The 24038-nt window shown below is 37.2% G+C and carries 7 protein-coding genes and 1 tRNA gene; 3 read left to right on the forward strand and 5 right to left on the reverse strand.

Annotation, left to right across the window (positions count from 1 at the left end):
* Window positions 1-207: 207 nt before the first annotated feature.
* From QWY92_RS09950 to QWY92_RS09960, 3 genes are read left to right on the forward strand one after another with little or no spacing between them, the layout of a single operon-like run.
* Window positions 208-750, forward strand: a complete 543-nt coding sequence (locus QWY92_RS09950; protein WP_290270810.1) for an RNA polymerase sigma factor — start codon at window positions 208-210, stop codon at window positions 748-750.
* A 33-nt stretch (window positions 751-783) separates the two neighbouring features.
* Window positions 784-1284: a hypothetical protein gene (locus QWY92_RS09955; RefSeq protein WP_290270813.1), complete on the forward strand. Its 501-nt coding sequence runs from the start codon at window positions 784-786 to the stop codon at window positions 1282-1284.
* A 55-nt stretch (window positions 1285-1339) separates the two neighbouring features.
* Window positions 1340-1795 (forward strand): sensor of ECF-type sigma factor, encoded by a 456-nt coding sequence (locus QWY92_RS09960; RefSeq protein WP_290270815.1) that lies wholly within the window; start codon window positions 1340-1342, stop codon window positions 1793-1795.
* A gap of 95 nt (window positions 1796-1890) precedes the next feature.
* Here QWY92_RS09960 and QWY92_RS09965 read toward each other — a convergent pair whose 3' ends face one another.
* The 5 genes from QWY92_RS09965 to QWY92_RS09985 form a co-directional block, all read right to left on the reverse strand.
* On the reverse strand, window positions 1891-3912 hold the full coding sequence (locus tag QWY92_RS09965; RefSeq protein ID WP_290270817.1) for an OmpA family protein: 2022 nt from the start codon (window positions 3910-3912) through the stop codon (window positions 1891-1893).
* Between the two features lie 11 nt (window positions 3913-3923).
* Window positions 3924-4841, reverse strand: coding sequence for a PorP/SprF family type IX secretion system membrane protein (locus QWY92_RS09970; protein WP_290270818.1), 918 nt, complete (start codon window positions 4839-4841; stop codon window positions 3924-3926).
* 42 nt (window positions 4842-4883) lie between these two features.
* Entirely contained in the window at window positions 4884-21536 is a 16653-nt protein-coding gene (locus QWY92_RS09975) for a PKD domain-containing protein (RefSeq protein ID WP_290270820.1), read from the reverse strand.
* A 1916-nt stretch (window positions 21537-23452) separates the two neighbouring features.
* Window positions 23453-23540, reverse strand: a tRNA-Met gene (locus QWY92_RS09980).
* Between the two features lie 90 nt (window positions 23541-23630).
* Window positions 23631-24011 carry a hypothetical protein gene (locus tag QWY92_RS09985; protein ID WP_290270821.1) on the reverse strand — a complete coding sequence of 127 codons (381 nt, stop codon included), beginning with the start codon at window positions 24009-24011 and terminating at the stop codon, window positions 23631-23633.
* Between the last annotated feature and the right edge of the window lie 27 nt (window positions 24012-24038).

Below are 24038 nucleotides of genomic sequence, written 5' to 3' on the forward strand. Positions count from 1 at the left end.
ACAAATTAAGTAGGTTACTGATACAAATTTAAAACAAAAGACCATACAAAACAAGAATAAAATGCATTTTAGCGAAATAAGATGTTTTTAATCGATAAAATAGATTTCAAATCACTCATTTGTAATCTTTTACAACTTTAATAAAAGATTCAAATTTCAATTAAACCTTTTGTACATTTATAAGTCTAATAAATAAAGTATTTTTTAGTGACGGACGAATTAGAACTCATAGAACAATTAAAATCGGACATCCATAGAGAACAAGCCTTTAGAGCCTTAATAACGCAATATAAAGAACGCTTATATTGGCATATTCGAAATATTGTAAAATCGCATGACGATACCGACGATGTGCTGCAAAACACCTTTATTAAAATTTATAAAAACATAGATAAATTTAAAGGCGACAGTAAACTATATTCTTGGATGTATCGTATAGCTACTAACGAATCGATAACATTTATAAATAAAAATGCGAAACGATTACAAACTAGTAATGAAGAAGTACAACAACTAGCCTTAAACAATTTAACATCTGATGTTTATTTTGAAGGCAGCGATATTCAACTCAAATTACAACAAGCAATAGCCACATTGCCAGACAAGCAACAATTGGTTTTTAATATGAAGTATTTTGAAGATATAAAGTATAAGGATATGTCGGAAATTTTGGAAACCAGTGAAGGCGCTTTAAAAGCATCGTACCATTTGGCCGTAAAAAAAATTGAAGCCTATTTAACTCAAGATTAAACCTTTTTAACAAATACAAGTCTTATTAATAAGATGAAAACAAATAAATTACATAACATTAACGACAGTGGTTTTAAAACACCCGAAGATTATTTCAATAATCTAGAAGATCGTGTATTAAGCAATATAAAGCTTAATGAAGCGGTTAGCGACCCTGGTTTTAAAGTACCCGACCATTATTTTGATTCATTAGAAAACAAGATTTTAAATCAGGTGTCTGAAAAAGAAACCACGAAAGTAATACCTTTATTCAACAGAAAGAATTTACTATACGTTTCAAGTATTGCAGCTGCAGTGCTGTTACTCTTTAACCTTTCCATTTTTGAAACTCAATCAGATTGGGATAACATTGACCTGGAGACCGTTGAAAATTATATTATAACAGAAAATCTAGGTTCAGAGGAAATTGCATCCTTACTATTGGAAGATGGAGATATTTCCGAAGAAAGTTTTAGCGATATCGAATTTACAGACGAAGCTGTAGAAGGATACTTTTTAGAGAATACTTCTGTAGAAGATTTAATTACAAACTAAAAAATAATATTAGCATGATAATCATGCGTCCTGAAAAACAAAAAACTCAAACCTTATGAAAGCACATATTTTAACCCTTTTTATACTCCTGTTTTCGGTGAGTGTAATTGCGCAACACAAAGATGACGACAGAGAAAAGATTCAAGCTTTAAAAGTCTCTTTTATTACAGAAAAGCTAGACTTATCAGCTAAAGAAGCGCAAGCCTTTTGGCCTATTTACAATGCATACGGAGAAAACTCTAGAAAGTACAAGTATCAAGATATGCGCAATATTCGTAAAGAAATTAAAGATAATATTTCGACATTAAGTGATGCAAAAGCCAAAGAATTATTAGATAAATTTGTTGAAGCTGAAAATAATTTGCACCAAGAACGTGTAAACCTAATTACTAATTTAAAGAAAATAATTTCGCCAAAAAAAATAATTTTATTAAAAGCTACCGAGGACGATTTCAACAGAAAACTTTTTGATGAGTATAAAAAACGTAAACGTAGTGACACTAAAAAATAGGAACAATAGCTTAGAAACTTTATAAAACAAAAAACTCAGGATTAGATGTAATCCTGAGTTTTTTGTTTTAATTCTAATTGTACTCTTTTTTCTAATTACATTTTTACAATTATAAATTCAGACCTTCTATTAAGTTGGTGTTCCGCTTCACTACACTTAACGCCATTTTTACACTTATTAATCAATTGAGATTCGCCAAAACCTATAGCGCTTTCAATTCTTCCCGCATTTATACCTTGGCTTATAATATAATCTCTTGTCGATTTAGCTCTTCTATCAGATAATTTTAAGTTATAATCATCACTATTTCTTGCATCGGTATGAGACTCAATCTTTATAACCATTTTTGGATATTGCGTCATCAATAAAACAATTTTATTTAATTCTATAGAAGCATCGCTTCTTATAAACGACTTATCTAAATCGAAATAAATAATACCAATTTTTATTTTCAAAACGCCGCGCTCTTCAACAATTAACCTATCTAATGTTTCCATACCAAGCGCTACTATAGTTTCTCCTTTTTCATTTAAGGTTAACACAGGTTTTTCTTTAACATCATACCCTGTTTTATCTGCAATAACTTTAAACTTTGTATTACAATCTAAAACGGTATCAAATTGATATGCACCTGCGAGGTTTGTTGTTGTCGTTTCTAATTCTGTTCCATTTTCAGAATACAAACTCATTTTAACATCGGCAATACGTTCGCCTGTTATAGTATTGGAAACATAACCTCTAATAGATTGTTCGCATAATGGTGCTTCTAACTCTAACCTAACGAATGAATATATATCATCATCACCTTTTCCAGATAACCTATTAGAACATACAAAACCTTTGTTTTTTGCTTCATTTACAATGAAACCAAAATCGTCTAACTCACTATTTAAAGGAGCGCCTAAATTTACTGGTTTATTAAACTGAGTCTCCTGTATTTTACTTTCGTAAACATCTAAACCACCAAGTCCTAAATGCCCGTCTGAGGCAAAGTATAATGCATTATCTGTTATAAACGGAAACATTTCGCGACCAGCCGTATTTATTTTTTCACCTAAATTTCTTGGTTTACTATACCCTGTATACGTACTATCTTTTATTGCTTTATTTATGTTTTCGTCTAGAATATCTACCACAAAAATATCGGTTGCTCCAATCGCCCCTGGCATATCTGAAACAAAATATAGCAACTTGCCATCTGGACTTACTGCGGGATGTCCAACAGAATAATTTTCGCTATTAAAAGGCAGTTCTTTTATGTTTCCCCAAATAGGCAAACTGTCTTTATCTTTTTGTAATTCGGCACTATATAACTTTAAATGATTGGTACCTTTACCGTCTCTTTCTAATTTACCATCATAATTATTTCTGGTAAAATAAACTTTAGTTTCATCTGGTGAAAAGCTTAACGTAGCTTCGTGATATCGTGTGTTTATGCTTTTAGAAAACTCTTCTATTAATCTCACATCCGATTCTATAGCATTTAATTTTCCTAAATACATATTTAAAAAAGGTTGTTCATTCCAATGATAAATTCGGGTGTGATAATTAGAAGAATCCACAGCAGATGAATACACCAATTGGTCTTTATAATACATTGGACCAAAATCTGAATATTTTGTATTTACAGATATATTTTTTAAAACAAATCCGGGTTCAATATCCAAAACATCTTCAATAGTTAATGTTTTTTGATTTAATAAAACAGACCTATCATCATTGTTTTCCGTTCTTTTAGCAAACTCTTTCATCCAGCGTTTTGCTTCTCTATATTTTCCTATACCTTCTAACGCATGGGCATATCTAAAAATATATTCGGCATCTACATCTGTATAATATTCTGATATTAATTTATCATACCATACATATGCTTTTTCCATATCCGTATTAAAAAAGTACGAATCTCCAGCTCTTTTTAAAAGCTTCACATAAGTTGAATCGTTAGTTTTAATGCTTGAATTATTTCTTCTGTCTATTTTATTAAGTTCGAATTCGTATAAAGCAGAAGCTTCTTTGTACCACATTCTATCGAACAATTTATCGGCCTTTCTCGTTGAACTTTGAGCAAAAGAAATACTTATTGTAAATAGAAATAAAAGTGTAATTGTATTTTTCATGGCGTTCATATTTAAAAGAATCGTGGCGATTTTAATTGTTTTTCTCTAGATCTTAGTTCGAAACGCAACATGATTTCATGACTTCCTGAATTGAAATTTTTCAACCTAGTTGTTGTGGCATCATAGGCATAACCTACCATTATTTTAGGCCCTAATTGTAAGCCTAATAAACCACTAACAGAATCGTCCCATCGATAAGCAACTCCTAACCTTAGCACTTCATCAAACATAAAATTAGCTGATACGTCTGCAATCATTGGAGCTCCAACAACAAACTTTCCTAAAAAGGCCGGTTTAAATTTAATCCGAGGCGTTAAATCGAACACTTTTCCTGCGATTAAAAAGTAATGTAATCGTTCGGCAGCTACAGCGTTTTGAACGCCATCATAATGTTCGTTAGTTAAGAAATTTGGTACCGATAGCCCGATGTAACTATCCTCACTATGCCAATATACACCGGCTCCAACTGTTGGTAAAAACTTGTTATCTATAGGTTGCTGAAAAACGTTTTCGTCTTCCTGAAACGAACCCCTAGACCAATCTACATTCAATAAACGTCCACCTCCTTTTATTCCGAAAGACAGTTTGCTTTCATAATTTAAATTAATGGTATATGAAAAGTTAGCATCGAGGAAAAATTCATCTGAAGGCCCTAGTCTATCATTGACTAAAACAACGCCTAATCCTACGTTTTTTCCTACCGGAGATTCTATACTAAACGATTGTGTTTCTGGCGCACCATCTAATCCTACCCACTGGGTTCTATGTAATCCTGTAGCGGTTAAATGACCTCTAGAACCAGCATAGGCAGAATTTACAGTTAGTGTATTAAACATGTAGTCTGTGTATTGTGGGTCTTGCTGTGCATTTGCATGATAACATGCAAATACTACAGCGAGACTAAATACTATTTTAAATTTTAAGTTCATCTTTAAATTCTTGTGTTTTTAACTATATACTGTGTTCTTAATTTATCTTACTATGTAAAGCCATCCTGATCTTGGTTCAGACCCGTCTCCTAAATCGAGGACGTAATAGTATGTTCCTACAGGTAGTTTTTTGTTTTTATTTACAACGGCTCTTCCGTTCGATATACCATCAAATGTATTATCGTAACCTTCTTTTATGTAAACTACATTACCCCATCTGTTATAAATTTGAAGTTCATTATTAGGGTAGTTATCAATACAATCAATTACGAAGAACTCATTTTTGCCATTTCCGTTAGGCGAGAATTCATTATAAATATGTAAACACTGCGGTACTATGGTTGCCTCATCACTATCATTATTTTCATTAGAATCGATTTGATCTAAAAATTCAAGTGATGCTGTATTTACATAATCATTAACATCTATTACTTTAACAGTAATCTCTAATGTTTCATTTGCTCCTCCTGAAACTATTGGCAATGTCCATAAACCAGATGCTTCACTATAAATACCAGATGAAGCAACATAAGATTTAAACTCATAACCATTTGGCAATACATCTCTAATTTCTACAGATGTGGCATCAATACCGCCTAAATTGTTTGCCTCAATGGTAAACACAATCTCATCTCCTATTGAAGGATTTCCGTTATCAACCGTTTTTGTTACAGCGATATCTACGATTGGTGTGTTAATGAATGCTGCATCTTCATCATTTTCACTTTGGTCCCCATCATCATTATCTGGAGTACTGTTAGGATCAAACTGATCGCTAGCAATAATTTGAGCAATATTTAAATACTCACCATCTTGCAATGTTGGCATGTTCACTGTAGCATTGTACGTAATTGTTAATCCTGTTAAAGGCACATTTAAACCTGTCCAAGTAATAATATTGCTTCTAAGTTCTCCACCATGACTGATATTAGCAATATTGCTATAACCAATAGGCAATAGATCTTCTAAAGCAACACCTGTTGCAGCATCTACTCCTGCGTTATTTATTTGAAGTGTAAATGTTACCACATCGCCTACGTTAGCATTCATATTGCTTACAGATTTGGTTAAACTTAAATCTGCTGTTTCAGTCATTACCAAAATACGATCTTCATCATCTTCACTTTGATCGCCATCATCATTATTTGGTGCACTATTAGGATCGATCACATCACTTGCTGTAATTTCAGAGATGTTTAAATATTCCCCTGCAGCGCCTGTTGGCTCGTTAATTAATACATCGATAAACAATGTTTGAGAACTTCCGTCTGGCACGGTTCCAACAGTCCATAATCCTGATATTTCATCATATATTCCTGAAGTTGCACTAAAACGTACAAAGTCAAAACCTTGCGGTAATAAATCAGTTACCTCTACTCCTGTAGCAGCATCTGGTCCCGCATTGCTCACAGTTATTTGGAATGTAATTTCATCTCCTGTATTTGGCGTAATCTCATTATCTACAACTGTTTTTATTAATGATAAATCTGCCAAGGCATCTACTGGAGATACTAATATATTATCCTCATCATCTTCACTTTGGTCGCCATCATCATTGTTTGGTGATGAATCATTATCCGCGACATCAGAAGCTGATATTTGAGCAGTGTTAAAATAATCTCCCGCACCATTCACTAACGCATCAATCAATAAAGTTTCAGTTGTTCCATTAGCAATATTACCAACGTTCCAAATCCCTGTTATTTCATCATAAGTTCCAGATGTAGAGCTAAACAAGCTATAATCGAAACCGGATGGTAATAAATCAGTAACCTCTACTCCTGTTGCGTTCTCTGGTCCATCATTGGTTACGGTTATTATAAACGTAATTTCCGAACCTACTAAAGGCGAAGTATCTCCATCAACAACACCTTTTGTTAATGATAAATCGGCTACTGAAATTACAGGAGTGACTTCAGCACTAGCTTCATCATCTTCACTTTGATCGCCATCATCATTATTTGGTGTAGAATCCGAATCTAATATATCAGAAGAAGTGACTTGTGCTATATTCAGATAGTCTCCTGAAGGATTCACCAATACATCAATAAGTAAAGTTTCTGATTCGCCATTGGCTATGCCTCCGATACTCCACAATCCGGTAACTTCATCGTAAACTCCAGATGTTGAGCTAAATAAAACAAAGTCATACCCTGATGGTAATAAATCGGTAACTGTTACGCCTTTCGCATCTTCCGGACCATCATTAGTCACGGTAATTTGGAAGGTGATTTCTGAACCTATTAAAGGTGTTAAATCATTATCTACAACCGTTTTCGCTAATGAAAGATCTGAAACAGATACAACTGGTGTTACAATAGCACTATCCTCATCATCTTCACTTTGATCGCCATCATCATTATTTGGTGTAGAATCCGAATCTAATATATCAGAAGAAGTGACTTGTGCTATATTCAGATAATCTCCCGAAGGATTCACTAATACATCAATAAGTAAGGTTTCTGATTCGCCATTGGCTATGCCTCCGATACTCCACAATCCGGTAACTTCATCGTAAACTCCAGATGTTGAGCTAAATAAAACAAAGTCATACCCTGATGGTAATAAATCGGTAACTGTTACGCCTTTCGCATCTTCCGGACCATCATTAGTCACGGTAATTTGGAAGGTGATTTCTGAACCTATTAAAGGTGTTAAATCATTATCTACAACCGTTTTCGCTAATGAAAGATCTGAAACAGATACAACTGGTGTTACAATAGCACTATCCTCATCATCTTCACTTTGATCGCCATCATCATTATTTGGTGTAGAATCCGAATCTAATATATCAGAAGAAGTGACTTGTGCTATATTCAGATAATCTCCCGAAGGATTCACTAATACATCAATAAGTAAGGTTTCTGATTCGCCATTGGCTATGCCTCCGATACTCCACAATCCGGTAACTTCATCGTAAACTCCAGATGTTGAGCTAAATAAAACAAAGTCATACCCTGATGGTAATAAATCGGTAACTGTTACGCCTTTCGCATCTTCCGGACCATCATTAGTCACGGTAATTTGGAAGGTGATTTCTGAACCTATTAAAGGTGTTAAATCATTATCTACAACCGTTTTCGCTAATGAAAGATCTGAAACAGATACAACTGGTGTTACAATAGCACTATCCTCATCATCTTCACTTTGATCGCCATCATCATTATTTGGTGTAGAATCGATATCAAATACATCCGAGGTAATAACTTCTGAAACATTTAAATAATCTCCTGTTTCATTTACTAAAACATCAATCAATAATGTTTCTGACTCTCCAGATAACACCGTTCCTAATTGCCATAATCCTGTAATCTCATCATAAACTCCCGATGTTGAACTATATAAAACAAAGTCGTATCCTGATGGTAATAGGTCCATCACTTCTACTCCTGTTGCATTTTGAGGTCCATCGTTAAAAACTCTAATTTCAAAGGTAATTTCAGAACCCACAAGTGGTGTGGTGTCACCATCAACAACTATTTTAGTTAAAGATAAATCTGCTGATGCTGGTACAATAGTTAATGTATCTTCATCATCGTCATCTCCATTTCCATCGCCATCTTCATCGACTGTATTATCCGTGGTTGGATCACTGTCAGGATCGTATTGATCTGATGCTGTAATCTGTGTTGTGTTTGTATAACTGATTCCTGTTCCTGGTGCATTCACTGTAGCTTCATAAGTCACTACCGTTGTACCGTTGTTCGCTGCAACGCTTAAACCAGTCCATGTTGCTGTGTTTCCTGTGGCTATTCCGCCGTTATTTACAGTGCCTAAAGTGTAACCGTTTGGAAGGATATCTTCTACTGATACACCTGTAGCGACATTTGGTCCTGAATTGGTTAATGTTAAGGTAAACATTACCGTGTCGCCTACGTTTGGATTGCTGTTACTAATGGCTTTTGAAATACTTAAATCCGCTTGTTGAATCGCGATGCCTACTGTGGCTTCGTCATCATCTGCAATACCATCGTCTTTATCATCTATTGTGGCATCAGTTGTTGGATCACTATCGGGATCGAATTGATCTGATCCGGTGATTTCAACGCTGTTGATATATTCATTAGCAGTTCCTGTTGGCGCATTTACTGTTGCATCAAATGTTAAAGTCAATGTGTTCGTGCCTACTGGTACGGATAAACCGGTCCAATCTAATTGATTAGTTGCTGTTTCCGTACCTGTGCCACTAATGTTAGTGATTGCACTATAACCTACTGGCACGATATCTTGTACCGATACGCCTGTTGCGGTTACTGTGCCGGCATTACTTAAGGTGATGGTAAAGGTTACCACATCGCCTACATTTGGTGTCGCATTACTCACGGCTTTTACGATACTTAAATCGGCTGTTTGTGGTGTGATGGTAAACCCATCTTCATCATCTTCACTTTGATCACCATCATCATTATCTGGTGTACTCGTTGGATCGTATTGATCGCTGCCTGTAATTTCAGCAACGTTATTGTACTCACCTGCTACTCCTGTTGGAGCGTTTACCGTTACGGTGTAACTTAGAGTTACCGCATTGCTTGACCCGATACTCGCAATGGTCCAATCGATTTGATTGCCCGTCGCGATACCACCATTATCTATCGTGCCGCTTGTAATGGTGTAACCTGATGGTACAACATCTCTCGCACTCACATGAGTTGCGGTGTCTAGGCCGTTGTTGGTTATTGTAACTTCGAAGGTTACAGAATCCCCTACATTTGGTGTCGCACTACTACTTGCTGAAATGCCTTTGCTTAAGACTAAATTGGCTTGAGTTGGCACCACAATTTCGGCGTCTTCATCATCTTCACTTTGGTCGCCATCATCATTATCAGGTGTACTGTTTGGATCAAACTGATCGCTTCCTGTGATTTCTGCAACGTTTTTATATTCATCTAAAGTTCCTGTTGGAGCATTTATTCGTACTTGGTAACTTACTGTTGTGCCTGTTAATGGTACGTTTAAATTGTTCCATCTAATGGTTGTGTTTCCTGTATTGAATACGCCACCATTATCGATACTACCAGCGACTAAACTGTAACCGATTGGTAAAACATCATCGATACTAACTCCTGTAGCTGCTACTGATCCGGCATTGCTTACGGCAATACTGAACGTTAATACGTCTCCCACATTTAAGGCGCCTCCATTATTATCCACTACGGTTTTATCTATTGATAAATCGGCTGTTTGTGGTACAATATTGAATTCCGTATCATCATCTTCATTCGTGGTACTCTGTGGTACAGTCGGATCACTATCTGGATCAAACTGATCACTTGCGGTGATTTGAGCGATATTTAAATACTCGTCTGCTGCGCCTGTTGGAGCATTCACGGTTGCTTCATAAGTTACTGTAATACTTCCGTTTGAAGGCACACTTAAACCATTCCATGTGGCTATGTTTCCGGTGCTTGTTCCTGCGTTGTTTACTGTTCCTAATGTATAACCGATTGGAAGTATATCTTCTACTGATACACCTGTGGCAACACTTGGCCCGGCGTTGTTTATTGTTAATTCAAACACTAAAACATCACCTACATTTGGTGTGGCACTGCCTGAGGCTAATCCTTTGGTGATACTTAAATCTGCTGATGCTGGTACAATAGTTAATGTATCTTCATCATCGTCATCTCCATTTCCATCGCCATCTTCATCGACTGTATTATCCGTGGTTGGATCACTGTCAGGATCGTATTGATCTGATGCTGTAATCTGTGTTGTGTTTGTATAACTGATTCCTGTTCCTGGTGCATTCACTGTAGCTTCATAAGTCACTACCGTTGTACCGTTGTTCGCTGCAACGCTTAAACCAGTCCATGTTGCTGTGTTTCCTGTGGCTATTCCGCCGTTATTTACAGTGCCTAAAGTGTAACCGTTTGGAAGGATATCTTCTACTGATACACCTGTAGCGACATTTGGTCCTGAATTGGTTAATGTTAAGGTAAACATCACCGTGTCGCCTACGTTTGGATTGCTGTTACTAATGGCTTTTGATATACTTAAATCCGCTTGTTGAATTGTGATGCCTACTGTCGCTTCGTCATCATCTGCAATACCATCGCCTTTATCATCTGTAGAAGCATCAGTTGTTGGATCACTATCGGGATCGAATTGATCTGATCCGGTGATTTCAACGCTGTTGATATATTCATTAGCAGTTCCTGTTGGCGCATTTACTGTTGCTTCAAAAGTTAAAGTCAATGTCGCTGTTCCTACTGGTACTGATAAGCCGGTCCAATCTAATTGATTAGTTGCTGTTTCCGTACCTGTGCCACTAATGTTAGTGATTGCACTATAACCTACTGGCACGATATCTTGTACCGATACGCCTGTTGCGGTTACTGTGCCGGCATTACTTAAGGTGATGGTAAAGGTTACCACATCGCCTACATTTGGTGTCGCATTACTCACGGCTTTTACGATACTTAAATCGGCTGTTTGTGGTGTGATGGTAAACCCATCTTCATCATCTTCACTTTGATCACCATCATCATTATCTGGTGTACTCGTTGGATCGTATTGATCGCTGCCTGTAATTTCAGCAACGTTATTGTACTCACCTGCTACTCCTGTTGGAGCGTTTACCGTTACGGTGTAACTTAGAGTTACCGCATTGCTTGACCCGATACTCGCAATGGTCCAATCGATTTGATTGCCCGTCGCGATACCACCATTATCTATCGTGCCGCTTGTAATGGTGTAACCTGATGGTACAACATCTCTCGCACTCACATGAGTTGCGGTGTCTAGGCCGTTGTTGGTTATTGTAACTTCGAAGGTTACAGAATCCCCTACATTTGGTGTCGCACTACTACTTGCTGAAATGCCTTTGCTTAAGACTAAATCGGCTTGAGTTGGCACCACAATTTCGGCGTCTTCATCATCTTCACTTTGGTCGCCATCATCATTATCAGGTGTACTGTTTGGATCAAACTGATCGCTTCCTGTGATTTCTGCAACGTTTTTATATTCATCTAAAGTTCCTGTTGGTGCATTTACGCGCACTTGGTAACTTACTATTGTTCCTGTTAATGGTACGTTTAAATTGTTCCATCTAATGGTTGTGTTTCCTGTATTGAATACGCCACCATTATCGATACTACCAGCGACTAAACTGTAACCGATTGGTAAAACATCATCGATACTAACTCCTGTAGCTGCTACTGATCCGGCATTGCTTACGGCAATACTAAACGTTAATACGTCTCCCACATTTAAGGCGTCTCCATTGTTATCCACTACTGTTTTATCTATTGATAAATCGGCTGTTTGTGGTACAATATTGAATTCCGTATCATCATCTTCATTCGTGGTACTCTGTGGCACAGTCGGATCACTATCGGGATCAAACTGATCACTTGCGGTGATTTGAGCGATATTTAAATACTCGTCTGCTGCGCCTGTTGGAGCATTCACGGTTGCTTCATAAGTTACTGTAATACTTCCGTTTGAAGGCACACTTAAACCATTCCATATGGCCATGTTTCCGGTGCTTGTTCCTGCGTTGTTTACTGTTCCTAAGGTATAACCAATTGGAAGTATATCTTCTACTGATACACCTGTGGCAACACTTGGCCCGGCGTTGTTTATTGTTAATTCAAACACTAAAACATCACCTACATTTGGTGTGGCACTGCCTGAGGCTAATCCTTTGGTGATACTTAAATCTGCTGATGCTGGTACAATGGTTAATGTATCTTCATCATCGTCATCTCCATTTCCATCGCCATCTTCATCGACTGTATTATCCGTGGTTGGATCACTGTCTGGATCGTATTGATCTGATGCCGTAATCTGTGTTGTGTTTGTATAACTGATTCCTGTTCCTGGTGCGTTTACCGTAGCTTCATACGTTACTACCGCTGTGCCGTTGTTCGCTGCAACGCTTAAACCAGTCCATGTTGCTGTGTTTCCTGTGGCTATTCCGCCGTTATTTACAGCTCCTAAAGTGTAACCGTTTGGAAGGATATCTTCTACTGATACACCTGTAGCCACATTTGGTCCTGAATTGGTTAATGTTAAGGTAAACATCACCGTGTCGCCTACGTTTGGATTGCTGTTACTGATGGCTTTTGATATACTTAAATCCGCTTGTTGAATTGTGATGCCTACTGTCGCTTCGTCATCATCTGCAATACCATCGCCTTTATCATCTGTAGAAGCATCAGTTGTTGGATCACTATCGGGATCGAATTGATCTGATCCGGTGATTTCAACGCTGTTGATATATTCATTAGCAGTTCCTGTTGGCGCATTTACTGTTGCTTCAAAAGTTAAAGTCAATGTCGCTGTTCCTACTGGTACTGATAAGCCGGTCCAATCTAATTGATTAGTTGCTGTTTCCGTACCTGTGCCACTAATGTTAGTGATTGCACTATAACCTACTGGCACGATATCTTGTACCGATACGCCTGTTGCGGTTACTGTGCCGGCATTACTTAAGGTGATGGTAAAGGTTACCACATCGCCTACATTTGGTGTCGCATTACTCACGGCTTTTACGATACTTAAATCGGCTGTTTGTGGTGTGATGGTAAACCCATCTTCATCATCTTCACTTTGATCACCATCATCATTATCTGGTGTACTCGTTGGATCGTATTGATCGCTGCCTGTAATTTCAGCAACGTTATTGTACTCACCTGCTACTCCTGTTGGAGCGTTTACCGTTACGGTGTAACTTAGAGTTACCGCATTGCTTGACCCGATACTCGCAATGGTCCAATCGATTTGATTGCCCGTCGCGATACCACCATTATCTATCGTGCCGCTTGTAATGGTGTAACCTGATGGTACAACATCTCTCGCACTCACATGAGTTGCGGTGTCTAGGCCGTTGTTGGTTATTGTAACTTCGAAGGTTACAGAATCCCCTACATTTGGTGTCGCACTACTACTTGCTGAAATGCCTTTGCTTAAGACTAAATCGGCTTGAGTTGGCACCACAATTTCGGCGTCTTCATCATCTTCACTTTGGTCGCCATCATCATTATCAGGTGTACTGTTTGGATCAAACTGATCGCTTCCTGTGATTTCTGCAACGTTTTTATATTCATCTAAAGTTCCTGTTGGTGCATTTACGCGCACTTGGTAACTTACTATTGTTCCTGTTAATGGTACGTTTAAATTGTTCCATCTAATGGTTGTGTTTCCTGTATTGAATACGCCACCATTATCGATACTACCAGCGACTAAACTGTAACCGATTGGTAAAACATCATCGATACTAACTCCTGTAGCTGCTACTGATCCGGCATTGCTTACGGCAATACTAAACGTTAATACGTCTCCCACATTTAAGGCGTCTCCATTGTTATCCACTACTGTTTTATCTATTGATAAATCGGCTGTTTGTGGTACAATATTGAATTCCGTATCATCATCTTCATTCGTGGTACTCTGTGGCACAGTCGGATCACTATCGGGATCAAACTGATCACTTGCGGTGATTTGAGCGATATTTAAATACTCGTCTGCTGCGCCTGTTGGAGCATTCACGGTTGCTTCATAAGTTACTGTAATACTTCCGTTTGAAGGCACACTTAAACCATTCCATATGGCCATGTTTCCGGTGCTTGTTCCTGCGTTGTTTACTGTTCCTAAGGTATAACCAATTGGAAGTATATCTTCTACTGATACACCTGTGGCAACACTTGGCCCGGCGTTGTTTATTGTTAATTCAAACACTAAAACATCACCTACATTTGGTGTGGCACTGCCTGAGGCTAATCCTTTGGTGATACTTAAATCTGCTGATGCTGGTACAATGGTTAATGTATCTTCATCATCGTCATCTCCATTTCCATCGCCATCTTCATCGACTGTATTATCCGTGGTTGGATCACTGTCTGGATCGTATTGATCTGATGCCGTAATCTGTGTTGTGTTTGTATAACTGATTCCTGTTCCTGGTGCGTTTACCGTAGCTTCATACGTTACTACCGCTGTGCCGTTGTTCGCTGCAACGCTTAAACCAGTCCATGTTGCTGTGTTTCCTGTGGCTATTCCGCCGTTATTTACAGCTCCTAAAGTGTAACCGTTTGGAAGGATATCTTCTACTGATACACCTGTAGCCACATTTGGTCCTGAATTGGTTAATGTTAAGGTAAACATCACCGTGTCGCCTACGTTTGGATTGCTGTTACTGATGGCTTTTGATATACTTAAATCCGCTTGTTGAATTGTGATGCCTACTGTCGCTTCGTCATCATCTGCAATACCATCGCCTTTATCATCTGTAGAAGCATCAGTTGTTGGATCACTATCGGGATCGAATTGATCTGATCCGGTGATTTCAACGCTGTTGATATATTCATTAGCAGTTCCTGTTGGCGCATTTACTGTTGCTTCAAAAGTTAAAGTCAATGTCGCTGTTCCTACTGGTACTGATAAGCCGGTCCAATCTAATTGATTAGTTGCTGTTTCCGTACCTGTGCCGCTAATGTTAGTGATTGCACTATAACCTACTGGCACGATATCTTGTACCGATACGCCTGTTGCGGTTACTGTGCCGGCATTACTTAAGGTGATGGTAAAGGTTACCACATCGCCTACATTTGGTGTGGCATTACTCACGGCTTTGGCAATACTTAAATCGGCTGTTTGTGGTGTGATGGTAAACCCATCTTCATCATCTTCACTTTGATCACCATCATCATTATCTGGTGTACTCGTTGGATCGTATTGATCGCTGCCTGTAATTTCAGCAACGTTATTGTACTCACCTGCTACTCCTGTTGGAGCGTTTACCGTTACGGTGTAACTTAGAGTTACCGCATTGCTTGACCCGATACTCGCAATGGTCCAATCGATTTGATTGCCCGTCGCGATACCACCATTATCTATCGTGCCGCTTGTAATGGTGTAACCTGATGGTACAACATCTCTCGCACTCACATGAGTTGCGGTGTCTAGGCCGTTGTTGGTTATTGTAACTTCGAAGGTTACAGAATCCCCTACATTTGGTGTCGCACTACTACTTGCTGAAATGCCTTTGCTTAAGACTAAATCGGCTTCTTGTATGGTAAAAGTTGCTGTATCTTCATCATCGTCATCGCCTCCTGTAGTTGGGTCATTATCACCATCAGCATTATCTTCATCCACAGTATTATCTGTTGTTGGATCACTATCAGGATCATCTAAATCACTCGCTGTAATTTGAACACTATTCGTATAATTACCTTTATCATTAACAATAGCATCATAGGTTAATCTTCTTGATAAACCATTCCCTAAAGCTAAGTTACTCCAAACAATAGATTTATTTCCGACAATAAAATTACCAGAGTTACTTATAGTTCCTGGAACCAAATCGAATCCTGAAGGTAAAAGATCTTCAATATCTACACCTGTTGCATCTCCTGGTCCAAAGTTTTCTAACACAACAGTAAATGTAACCGTATCTCCTATCGAACCAGAGATAGGTAATACCGTTTTCGTAATTTGAAGATCGGCAGATTCTAAAATAACAGATGTATTATCCTCATCATCTTCACTTTGATCGCCATCATCATTACCTGGTGTACTATTCGGGTCTGCTTGATCACTTTTTGTTACTTCAGCTGTATTTAAATATTCATTAGTTGTTCCTGTTGGGGCATTAACTTTAGCTGTTATATTTAATATTTGATCTATGGTCGTAGTTACTGAACCTGTAGTCCAAACACCTGTAGAAGGATTATAATTCCCGCCCGAATCATCGCTCTGATAAGTATACCCGTTAGGTAATTTATCTAAAACCTCAACATTTGTTGCTGTATTAGCTCCTGCATTAGAAACCGTTATTGTAAACACAACCGTATCTCCAATACTAACATTACTAGGTGAAACCATTTTTTGAATTGATAAATTTGCAGACTGGATGCTTATAATTGCTGTATCTTCATCATCATCGGCGATACCATCAGCCTTATCATCTACTGTTTCATCTATAGTTGGATCACTATCAGGATCAATATTATCACTCTCTATAATTTGTGCTGTATTTAAATAAGAACCCGAAGCATTAACAATGGCATCAAAGGTTAAACTTAAAGTTGAGCCATTAGCAATATCTAAATTAGACCATGAAATAGTTTGTGTACCGGCATCGAAACTTCCAGAATTAGAAACGGTTCCTGGAACCAAACTATAACCTAATGGCAATACATCTTCAACTGAAACTCCAGTAGCATCCATATTTAATGCACTAGTATCATTATTAAGAATATCTATTTGAAAAGTCACCGTATCTCCAACATTTACTGAAGCTGGTGTTACTGTTTTTGTAAGTTCTAAATCTGATATTCCAACGACTTCTAAAATCATAGTATCAGCAATATCTGTACATTGTCCGTTAGAAAGCGTCCATCGGAACTGATAAGTTCCTAAAACTAATCCTGAGACTTGAGTAGATGCTGAATTTGGATCTATGAAATTAGCTGAAGATGGCCCTGAAATTTGACTCCAAGTTCCGGTAACCCCAGAAGTTGGCGCATCAGCATTCATATTTACTGGGCTTGAAATTGCAACAACTTGATCTGGACCAGCATCTACAGCAGTTAACTGCTCGTTTACCACAACTCTTACTTCATCAACTAATGTACAACCGCCGTTTGTAACCGACCATTCAAAAACATAAGCTCCCGAAATTAAATTTGTTATGGTTGTCTTTTCAAAATTTGGCGATAATATGGTTGCCGCACTTGGGCCTGAAACTTGACTCCATGTTCCTATTCCTTCAGCTAAAGACGATGCATCCATTGTGGTTTGACTCGCACAAATGTCTTGATCGAAACCTGCTTCAGCAGCAGAAGGTCTTGCATCAGGGAAAGTAATTTCTACGGTATCCGTTTTAGGATCGCACAATGAGCCTGGACTTAAAGGAAAAGGACCTCCGTTTGTAACAGTCCAAGTTAAGGTATATGGTGTGTTAATATTATCTGGTATATTTGAAAGTGTAGTGGTTGGAGAGTTTGGGCTATCAATAACAATAACACCTCCCGAAGGATCATCTCCTGGGTTTGCAAAAGACCACGTTCCAATTCCAATAAAATCGTCTGGATTCGGAGTTAAAACAGCATTTAATTCCGCATCAAATTGACATGCGTTAGGTTGATCTGGACCTGCAATAGCATCACTTGGAGGTTCGAAAGCTTCAATACGAACAACATCTGCTAATTTTATACAAGCCCCTCTAGTGTAAGTCCATTCTAGAATATAAAGTCCTGGATTTACAATATTCATTGTTGTATCATATTGTGTACTATCGGCTAAACTAGCACCTCCACCACCTACAGGAAAAACAATTTGCCATTGTCCGGAAACCGCCGGAGTTCCGCCTATTAATGATGGATCTGAACCTGCTAAAGTAACTTCATTAGCAACAGGATCTGTTAAACATTTTTGCTGATCTAGACCTGCATCAGGCTCTGGTGGTTGCGGAATTGTTCCAATAGTTACTGTGCTTACGCCAGGATCACAACTAGCTGGCCCTGAACCTGTATTAGTGTTAAAAATAACATCATCTGGTTCATATTGAAATACATATTCTGAACCTGGAGTTATCGTCGCATTAGCCGTATTTGCTCCCGTTGTGGTTATTGTTGAATTTGTTCCTGTTGTAGAAACTTGTGTCCATGTACCAGAAGAACCAACTGTTCCTTCTAATAATACACTAGTTGCTGAACATAATTGCTGATCTCCACCTGCTGATGCCGGTGCAGAAACCTCAACCACAACATCGGCCGATAATGGTGGTGAACAAAGTGGGCTACCAACAATGTTCCATTTAAAATTATAAGTTCCTGTAACTAAATTAGACACTGTAACCGTTGGACTGTTAGTATCAGAAAACGTTGGAACGCTAGGTGCACCTGACTCAATAGTCCAATACCCTATTTCTACATTAGGGTTACCAACAGGGTTGGCTTCAAGAACAACTGTTGTAGCATTACAAACATTAATATCATCCTCAATAACAGATGGAATACTTGCTGGAATTCCTACATTTAGAGTTACACTGCTCGTTGCTGTTCCGCTAGGACAATTACCGCTACCACGAGTAACTACCCAATCAAAAACATAGGTTCCTGAAAATGTAAATATGACATCACTATTCGGATCCGTATCATCTGCAAAGGTAAAACCTCCCGGACCTTGATTTAATACCCATTTCCCTGTGGTACCTGTAGGTAACGGATCGTTGGCATCCATCGTAAATGTTGTTTGGCAACCTGTTTGATCTGGACCAGCATCGGCTATTGGTTGATCTGCTATTGTTATTTCGACAGTGTCGGAAACAGATTGACAACCACTAAGTCCGTTAGTCACTGTCCAAGTCAAAACATAAGCACCTTCTGAAGGGAATGTTACTGTGGCATTGTTATCATTTGCTGAAGGCGAAAAACTGACACCAGCAGCTGGACTTGACCAAACTCCGGTTTCATCTGGAGCAACTGGCGCACTTCCTGCTAAAGTGTATGATAAATTACTGGCAGCCTGACAATCGTCAGGACCTGCTGATACATTTTGAGGACCTTCCGTATTACTTGTATTGATTATTAAAGTAGCACTTTCCGGAGTTGGACATGTAGCGCCTATAGCATCTTTCAAAGCAATAGTCCAAGTAACCGTATACGTTTCATTTTCGGCCAAATTTTCTATCTGTGTACTTGGGCTATTTACATCTTGAAATGTTGGTCCAGCTGGACTAATTGACCAAGTACCTATTTGGCTTGCAGAAGGTGTATTAGCATCTACTTGAAACGTTGAGCCAAAACAGATATTCGCAGGCGTAGGTGTGCTTATTGCTGGAGTATCAATGGCTGTAGAGTTAAGTGTTATTGTAATATCATCTGGTTCAGCTTGACAACCTACCGAAGGTCCTCCTGTTACATTATACCTAAATGTATATACCCCAGGTGTTGTAATGCCTGTTATATTTATGTTTTCAGAATAAGGATCATCAATATTCACTGTTGCAGGCCCTCCTATTTGTGACCAAATAGAACTTCCTACCGTTATTTCATTACCTGATAAATTTGCTCCTAAAGCATCATCATAATTACAATTCAAAACAACATCTCCTCCTGCAGATGGGGTTGTTGCACTTCTTGTTATTGTAATATTAATTGTGCTTGTCGCATCGGTACATTCGGTTAATAAATCGCCTCTTGTCTCTGTTCTAAAAGCAATGGTATATGTTCCGGTAGGAAGTTGCGCCAAACTTCCTAAACCAAAGTGATCTAAAAAATCTAATGTAAAAACACCTCCAGTAAAATTACCAGTTCCATATTCTCTATATGGTGTTGGGTAAGTAACTTCTGCCGGAGCATTTAAGTTATCAACTGGCCCGCTTACTATACTGTAAACGGTATTTGTACCCCCTGTAGTTGTTATTGGAATCTGTATTTTAGAAACATTACATTCTCCGATAATATCATTCCCCATATTAGCTGTTATAGACGGAAAAGCGTCGCTAAACCTTACCGTTACGCTTCCTGTAGAACTACATGCTGGCATACCTCCTGAAACGGTATTAGGATTAACTATGGTGTAGGTAAATGTATAAGGATCATTCGCATTGTCTAAACCAGAAACTAAAGTGGTTGAGTTTGTTGGATCTGTTAATACGATATCTGGATCGGAACCCGTATATTCCCAAAGTACTTCCTCTCCTGCAAATGTTGGTTCTGCACCTACTAATGTGGTTTGACTAATAGTTTGATCACAAAAAATAATATTATTATTTTCAATACTCGATGTTGTTACTTCTTGAGTAGGCTCTGGAACAACGATTGTTACAACATCACTACCATTAACGCATGGTCCACTCACATTCCATCTAAACTGATAGGTTCCAGCTTGCAATGGAGACACCGAAGTATTTGCACTATTTGGAGATGCTATGCTTGGAGCTGTTGGCCCACTAACAAAAGACCAAGTACCTTGTTGCCCATCAATACCACATCCTGCAAAACTCCCCGAAAGGTTAGCCGATTGTGATGCTGTATAACATTGATCTAAATTTTGATCTGCACCTGCATTGACGTTTTGTTCACCGCCTCTATTTGTAACGGTAATTTCAGCTGTAGAAACACAATCTAAATTTGAGCCTAGTGCGTCTTCATTTCTTATGGTATACCTTATTGTTGAAACACCACAACTAGTCTCTGGCAGTGTAATTGAAGTTACGTTCTGGTCATTAACGCTAAAAACAACTCCGGCAGATCCTGTTGATGTCCAACGTACGGTTTCACCAAACTGAGGCGCGCTACCTCTTAAAACTATTGTACCATTACTAGGGCATGACACAATATCGCCGTTGGTAATTACCGCTTTAGTTAATGGCTGCACCATAACCTGCATATCATCTCGATTATCGCCGCCTTCTCCACAACTTCCTATTAACCTAAAACCATAGGTTTGCCCACCAACGTAGCCTGTAACCGTTGTTGTAAGAGCGTTAGGGTTATCAATAATTACTGAAGGACCACTTATTTGCACCCATTGCGACCCCGTAAAAGGGCTACCGCCCGGACTGGATACTGAGCCTGTTAAGATTAAACCATCACTGACACAAATCACTTGATCTGGCCCTGCGTTAGGCGAACAGTTTTGGGCCAAAGCAGAAAAACTTTGGAATAAGAAAACTGTAGTAATAAAGAGAAACTTTAAATAATTTGCGCGAGCAGACTCTAGAGGAATGTAGATTTTCTTCATGTAAAAAATTATGTATTAGGTATTATCTATCTTATAAAATCTTTATTCATTCCTCATAATTTGCGAAAGCACGTTATAGAGAAATGTAGATTTTCTTTATGTAAAAAACTTATATATTATCCATTGTATAAAACCTAAATCAAATAAAGATTTCATACATAAAACCCTAATCATTTCTCATTATTTTGCGTTAGCAGACTCTAGAGGAATGTAGATTTTCTCCATGTAAAAAACTTATATATTATGTATTACTTAAAATCTTGAGCAAGTTGAAATTTCATGTTTCCACCCCTACTCAAGCCTCATTATTTGTATAAACAAACATTAGAGACATGTCCTTTTATCTATGTAAAAAAACATCTATATTATGTAACCTAAAACACCTAAACCAAGTCAAAATTTAACACTATAAACCTTACTCAATTCTTATAATTTTCGTTGACATTTCTAAGAAAAAACACATGTTATAATCAATACTCGATTAAACGGTTAATTCGACCGCTAAAATACTAAACAAACTTAAAACAAGAAATAAATTTCAACTATAATGAAGCAATTCTATTATATAAATTCTATAAATATTAATCTTTATTTTTTAAGACAGACAATACAACGTTCTTGCGTAAGAGTAATTTTAAACATAAAGAAAGTTTTTTCTTAAAACGTATTATAACCTATACTTTATAACCCGAAACTCCTTTTATTATATTTTGATTCGTCACAAATCGATGATAGACCTTTATATTTATGTCTAATAAATAAAAGGTATATAAAGACTTTTATATTTTCTAAAAACGCATAACGTTCTTGAGTAAGAATAATTCTAACTTACTAGAAGGTTTTTCTTAAAAAAATCATGCTTTAACAATAAAAAACTTACTAATAATTATAGATTTTTAGTTTTGCGCATTTTCCTTTATATGACCGAAAATTTATAGTAAACAGTTATCTTTTTACTTATAAATTATAGACTTCAATATTTTTAGAAACCACATAACGCTCTTGCGTAAGAATACTTATATTTTTATAGAGAGTTTTTTCTTAAAATATTCTTATTCCCCATTGAATAAACACCTTTATCTTAATTGTAATTTTCATGTTTTGCAGAATTTACTTTTTTTTGATAAAAAACAATAGTTGATCTTTTATTTTTTTTCTAATAAACAAACCTCATAGATTTTTCTTTTCTAAATAAGGTAACTAATATTTCATTGATCAAATTTCTGACTAGAAAAACTTGAAATTTTGAACATTAAAAAAACAGCTTTTAATATCCTGTCTTAATTTTATGAAAGAGAGAATGTCTCTAAACACATATTCTCTCGCATTGTGTTTAAAGTTGTTTTCTTAGATAACAGGATTTCGTTTTCCACAATATAAACTGGAGAGATTATCATGTTCTTAAACTTATATTAAACCATTTAAATCAACTCTTAGGTTGTTTCGCCTATGTTTTTCAGTAACGAATACATGCTTTAAAACTGCGCTATAAGCTTTCTATGCCCCAGTGTTTTGTAGTTATTTCTATATGCCAGCCATAATCCATAAAAAACACTTACATAATTTTTTAGAATGCATTTGCAAGTTTCCCTTCTGGCTTTTCTATTAGTTATAATACGAAGTCAAAAGCAGCTTCTATGGATAGTTTAGATGCGCTTAACTCCATTCCTTTTGATTTAGATTCCATCTCTATTATATTTCTTCGCTCTTCCGTAAACATTCCGCATGCGTTATAACTTGCCTGTTTTAAAGTTTGACAAAAACGGAGCTATCCCGATGTCTAATAATTCACATTATATTTTTAGAACGAAAAGAACACTTTCTGATAATAAATTATAATCTCAGCTATGTTCAAATTAGGCACAAAAAAAACGGATTGTGAGCACAATCCGTTACTTTTTTAGCTTGAAGCTTTGTAGCGGGAACTGGACTCGAACCAGTGACCTTCGGGTTATGAGCCCCGAGACCTCCTTTTTTGAAACCATTTTACTGGGGTTTCACGCTATTATTATGTAGAATCGTGTTCAAAACCGTGTTCAAGTTTATGTTCACTTATTATACAAATATTTTGATGCAATATAACCCATAATTTAATTACTCCATATATTCCTGCCATTTTATTAAAATATATTTTTCAGTATGGTTTTCTATTCTTTTTAAAAAGCCAAATTCAAAAACAAAAAGATAAACATCACCTTTTTTATTTTTCCAATAATGGGTAAAATATTTTGGATTAAATCCTAAATCTAAAATAACTTTTGCCCTAACTATTGCTTTACCTGATTTATTAAAATTTTTAAGAATTTTTCTATTTAATTTTAATTGATTGTCCACTTTATTATAGAACCTTGGGACTTCATCTAAAGATTTCCGATAGTGATATGAACTTTTGCAATGCAAATCGCAATAAATTTTATCTGACCGTCCTATCAGTTCTTTTCCGCAGGATAAACATTCATTCTTTTTTAATTTCATATCACTTAAACGAAGATTACACGAATA

It is taken from the genome of Algibacter miyuki, from assembly GCF_030409805.1.
Lineage (GTDB): Bacteria > Bacteroidota > Bacteroidia > Flavobacteriales > Flavobacteriaceae > Algibacter > Algibacter miyuki.

Bases quoted from the DNA above. Each gene is read 5' to 3' on its own strand.
- QWY92_RS09970 (WP_290270818.1), bottom strand. From the start codon at position 4,841: ATGAACTTAAAATTTAAAATAGTATTTAGTCTCGCTGTAGTATTTGCA.
- QWY92_RS09965 (WP_290270817.1), bottom strand. From the start codon at position 3,912: ATGAAAAATACAATTACACTTTTATTTCTATTTACAATAAGTATTTCT.
- QWY92_RS09985 (WP_290270821.1), bottom strand. From the start codon at position 24,011: ATGAAATTAAAAAAGAATGAATGTTTATCCTGCGGAAAAGAACTGATA.
- QWY92_RS09960 (WP_290270815.1), top strand. From the start codon at position 1,340: ATGAAAGCACATATTTTAACCCTTTTTATACTCCTGTTTTCGGTGAGT.
- QWY92_RS09955 (WP_290270813.1), top strand. From the start codon at position 784: ATGAAAACAAATAAATTACATAACATTAACGACAGTGGTTTTAAAACA.
- QWY92_RS09975 (WP_290270820.1), bottom strand. From the start codon at position 21,536: ATGAAGAAAATCTACATTCCTCTAGAGTCTGCTCGCGCAAATTATTTA.